Raw genomic sequence first — 4,368 nt, 5'->3', positions numbered from 1 at the left:
GAGAACATTTATATTGGCAGAGAGCCTAGAAATTCTATTGGTGGAATCGATTGGCCCACCATGCAGAAAAATGCATCAAAACTACTGTTTGATTCATTAGGAATTGACATAGATGTAACAAAGGAGCTGAATTTCTATCCTGTTGCAATGCAGCAGATGATTGCAATTGCCCGTGCAATTGATACTAAATGTAAAATTCTTATCCTGGATGAGCCAACATCATCACTGTCAGATGCAGAAACTCAAAGACTTTTCAAGATAATGAGATCCTTAAAAGAGCAGGGGATTTCAATTATCTTTATTTCTCACTTCCTAGAGCAGATTTATACAATCTGCGACAGAATAACCATTTTAAGAGATGGCTCATACATAGGTGAATATGAGATTGAAAACCTTCCAAAGATTGAACTCATTTCAAAAATGATGGGTAAAGATGTAAAGGATGGTGAGATTGAATCAGATGTTGCAAAATCAAAGCCTCGTGCAAATAACTATATTGAAACCTCACATGTAACAGTTCCAGGAAAGGTTAAGGATTTAACCTTAGATATCAAGGAAGGTGAGGTTGTAGGTTTTGCTGGTTTACTAGGCTCTGGCCGTTCCGAGATTGCAGAAACACTTTTTGGCACCATGTTAAAGAGCAGTGGTGACGTATATGTTGAGGGTGTAAAGGTATCCATAAAATCTCCTATGGACATGATGAAGCATAAAGTTGCATTTTGTCCTGAGGATAGAAAAGTACAGGGCATCATAGGTGATCTGTCTGTTCGTGAGAACATTATTCTTGCTTTGCAGGCAAAGATGGGAATGTTCTCTCACATCTCAAGGGCAAGACAGAACAAGCTTGCAGATTACTATATTGATCTTCTGAGAATAAAGGTTTCTGACAGAGAGCAGTTAATAAAGAACCTGTCTGGAGGAAATCAGCAGAAGGTTATTATCGCAAGATGGCTTGCAACCCAGCCAAGTCTTTTAATTTTAGATGAGCCTACGAGAGGTATCGACGTAGGTACCAAGACTGAAATTGAGAATCTGGCTGTTACATTGGCTAAAGAAAAGGGAATGTCGGTTGTTTTCATATCAGGCGAGATGGGGGAGATGGTTCGTACCTGCTCAAGAGTCATGGTTATTCGTGATCATGTAAAGGTAACAGAACTTAATGATGATGAAATATCAACAGCCCATATCATGCAGGCTATTGCAGGAGATTATCATGGTAAATCTGTTTAGGAGCTTTTTTAAAAGTTCACTGGCATTACCTTTGATGGCACTATTTGTGCTACTTATGTTTAATGCTTTCTTTGTGGATGATTTCTTTAAGATTGAAGTTATGGAGAACGGAAATCTTTATGGTCGTCCTGTCGATATTTTATACAGAGCATCTTCATTAATTATTCTGTCACTTGGAATGACTTTTGTTATTGCAACAGGCGGTATTGATATTTCTGTAGGTGCGGTTGTAGCAATTTCATCTGCAACATGCTGTGTCCTTTTAGGCGGTGATATCAGTGGAATTCCTGCTCATCCATTCTTTGTTGCAATCTTATGCTCACTTGGTGTTGGCATCCTTGCAGGTCTTTGGAATGGAACACTAGTTGCCAAGTTCAAGATCCAGGCAATGGTTGCAACACTGATTTTAATGACAGCAGGTCGTGGTATTGCCCAGCTTATGACAGACGGTCAGATTATTACTGTCTACTACAAGCCTTTTGCTTACATCGGTGGCAATATTCCAGGTGTAATGCTGCCAACAGCAATGCTAATTGCAATTGTTATGGTTGCTCTTGTTATCTTTATTGACAGAAAAACCTCAATTGGTCTTATGATTCAGTCTGTAGGTATCAATGCAACTGCAGCAAGATATGCAGGTATCAAGGTTACAGCTGTGCTGTTTGCTGTATACATTTTCTCAGGCTTTTGCGCCGGCTGTGCAGGTTTAATCGAAGGCTCTCTTATCAGAGCTGCCGATGCTAATAATGCTGGTCTTAATATGGAAATGGATGCGATTTTAGCTGTTACACTTGGTGGAACTCTGATGGTCGGCGGCCGTTACTATATTGGCGGAACCATTATCGGTGCTATTACCATTCAGACACTTACAACAACAATGTATGCTGTAGGTGTATCATCAGACAGACTTCCTGCAGTTAAGGCAATTGTTATTCTTATGATTATTGTTATCCAGTCAGAGAAGTTCAAGCAGATGTATCAGGACTTTAAAGCAAAACGACTGAATCATGATGCACATAAGGAGGCTGAAAATGCGTAAGTTTTTATCAAATCTTGTTGCATCTCAGAACTTTCCTTTTTATGTGACAGCTTTTTTATTTGTTCTGTTGTTTGCAATAGGATCAGTTACATCTACAGGCTTCTTCTCTTTACAGGTATTTTTAAATCTGTTTATTGATAATGCGCCTTTGATTATTGTAACTGTCGGTATCACCTTTACTATTTTATCTGGCTTTAGTGGTATAGATCTGTCAGTTGGCGCTGTTGTTTCTTTAAGCTGTATGACACTAGCTGTGCTTATGCGAGATACATCAATCAATCCATATATCTGTATGCTGATTGTTCTTTTAATAGGTATTGTTGTAGGTCTTGTAAACGGTGCACTTATCACTTACTTTAGATTACAGCCATTCATTGTTACCCTAGGTACAATGTTCCTTTGCAGAGGTATTACAGCAATTCTCTCAAGAGACAGTGTGGCAATTGTAAATCAGGAGTATTCAGAACTTGCATTTACATCATTTGAATTCTCTGATTACTTCATATCACTTGGTGCAGTGATAGCTTTATTCATGGTGCTTATTGCAACAATTGTATTACGCTATACATCATTCGGTCGTGGAGTATATGCAATCGGTGGTAATGAACAGTCTGCAAGACTCATGGGTCTTAAGGTAGATTCAATCAGAATCAAGGTTTATGTAATCTCTGGTTTTTGTGCTGCATTAGGTGGTATTACATATTCATGGATTATGCTCTCTGGTTATACACTGCACGGCCTTGGTATGGAAATGGAAGCAATTGCATCATCAGTTATCGGTGGTACCCAGCTTATGGGTGGCGTAGGTTTTATGCCAGGAACACTCTTAGGTGTGATGATTCAGGGCACTATTCTTACAATCATTTCATTCCAGGGTACATTATCTGCCTGGTGGACAAAGATTGTTGTAGGCGTGCTCTTATGTCTGTTTATCGTAATGCAGGCAATTGTAACATCGCACAAGAGCAAACTTATGAATCTGAATGCAGAGGATTCTGCCTCAAAAGACAGATAGTAAAAATCTTTTGAAACATTAATCACAATCTTCAGTAAGGAAGTTAGGGATGTGTCACAAACGCATCCCTTACTTATTTATGTTAACTTAGCGATAACTTAGAATTAAATTAGAAGATAAAAATAACAATAAGTATTACTCGTATTCATCAAAAACCTATGACAAGTTTGTAGGAGGTGAAAGTATGTCAAAAGCAAATAGCATTTTAATTATCATTACACTGATTGCTGCAATAGCAACTGTTGCTATCAGCGCCTATAATCCAAGTATTGGTGCATCAATAGCACTTGACAGCACTCAGATGGCAGTAATGTATTAGTAAAAGCGCATAAATTCATAAAGCTTTATTCAAGGCTTAATGATTTTGTGCGTTATTTTTTTTCTCTTTATCGCCTTTATCTCTCTTTTTTTTATTTCATCTTTTGCTATGGTCTAGTTTCCTGCATTTTAAAAAGAGGAGACTAGTTATGGGCTTACCAAAACTATCTTTCTATGAATTAAAATCATTAAGAATGTACGCAAAACAAAATGGTTTTGTTATTGGTGTTGACTTAGCTTCAAGAGTGTTTCAGATCTGCTATGCCGATCTGAAATCAGGTCAGCTTGTAAACAAATCAATTTCACGTAGTGAATTTGAAAAAATGATAACTGACAGTCAGTTTGGCAAATGCGTCTTTGGCATTGAAGCTTGCGGTCAGTGCAATTACTGGGGGAGGTTTATAATTGAAAACGGTCATATCTGTCGTGTTATTCCTCCTGCAAACATTAGCAGTTTTGGAAATCTAAGAGACAAATCTGACTCAATAGACGCTATTAAGATTTTCAAAGCCACCTTCTCCCCATCTGTTCCTGAAAGTATTCTTAAAGATGAGGCATCACAGGCTCTTGCAACCTTATTTGCACACAGAGCAATGCTTATGAAATCAAGAATACAGCTTGAAAATTCTTTCAGATCTGCAAGCTATGAAATGGGATTTCTATCAGCACGTGGTCTTGAATCAATAATGGAGTCCTCAAGATCACTTCTATCATTACTTGACAGTCAGCATAAGAGACGATCATTTAAAGCTTATAAGCTTATATC

Annotated in this window: 5 protein-coding genes; all 5 read left to right on the top strand. The window is 38.0% G+C overall.

Annotation, left to right across the window (positions count from 1 at the left end; genetic code table 11):
* The coding region (locus ACJML3_RS04500; protein WP_406020980.1) for a sugar ABC transporter ATP-binding protein at nucleotides 1-1,230 on the top strand (1,230 nt) is incomplete at its 5' end.
* Entirely contained in the window at nucleotides 1,214-2,269 is a 1,056-nt protein-coding gene (locus ACJML3_RS04495) for an ABC transporter permease (RefSeq protein WP_331853928.1), read from the top strand. The genes ACJML3_RS04500 and ACJML3_RS04495, both read left to right, overlap by 17 nt.
* Complete coding sequence (locus ACJML3_RS04490) at nucleotides 2,262-3,284, top strand: ABC transporter permease subunit (RefSeq protein WP_406020978.1); 1,023 nt, start codon at nucleotides 2,262-2,264, stop codon at nucleotides 3,282-3,284. The genes ACJML3_RS04495 and ACJML3_RS04490 overlap by 8 nt, the downstream gene beginning before the upstream one ends.
* A 184-nt stretch (nucleotides 3,285-3,468) precedes the next feature.
* Nucleotides 3,469-3,603, top strand: a complete 135-nt coding sequence (locus ACJML3_RS04485) for a hypothetical protein (RefSeq protein WP_406020976.1) — start codon at nucleotides 3,469-3,471, stop codon at nucleotides 3,601-3,603.
* Nucleotides 3,604-3,751: 148 nt separating this feature from the next.
* Nucleotides 3,752-4,368, top strand: a 617-nt coding sequence (locus tag ACJML3_RS04480) for a transposase (protein WP_406020974.1), incomplete at its 3' end; no start/stop codon positions are given.

Source organism: Succinivibrio sp. (assembly GCF_045124615.1).
Classification (GTDB): Bacteria; Pseudomonadota; Gammaproteobacteria; order Enterobacterales; family Succinivibrionaceae; genus Succinivibrio; species Succinivibrio faecicola.
This window is presented reverse-complemented; position numbering and strand designations above follow the sequence as displayed.

Coding starts and splice junctions, on each gene's coding strand:
- ACJML3_RS04495 (WP_331853928.1), top strand. CDS start 1,214: ATGGTAAATCTGTTTAGGAGCTTTTTTAAAAGTTCACTGGCATTACCT.
- ACJML3_RS04490 (WP_406020978.1), top strand. CDS start 2,262: ATGCGTAAGTTTTTATCAAATCTTGTTGCATCTCAGAACTTTCCTTTT.
- ACJML3_RS04485 (WP_406020976.1), top strand. CDS start 3,469: ATGTCAAAAGCAAATAGCATTTTAATTATCATTACACTGATTGCTGCA.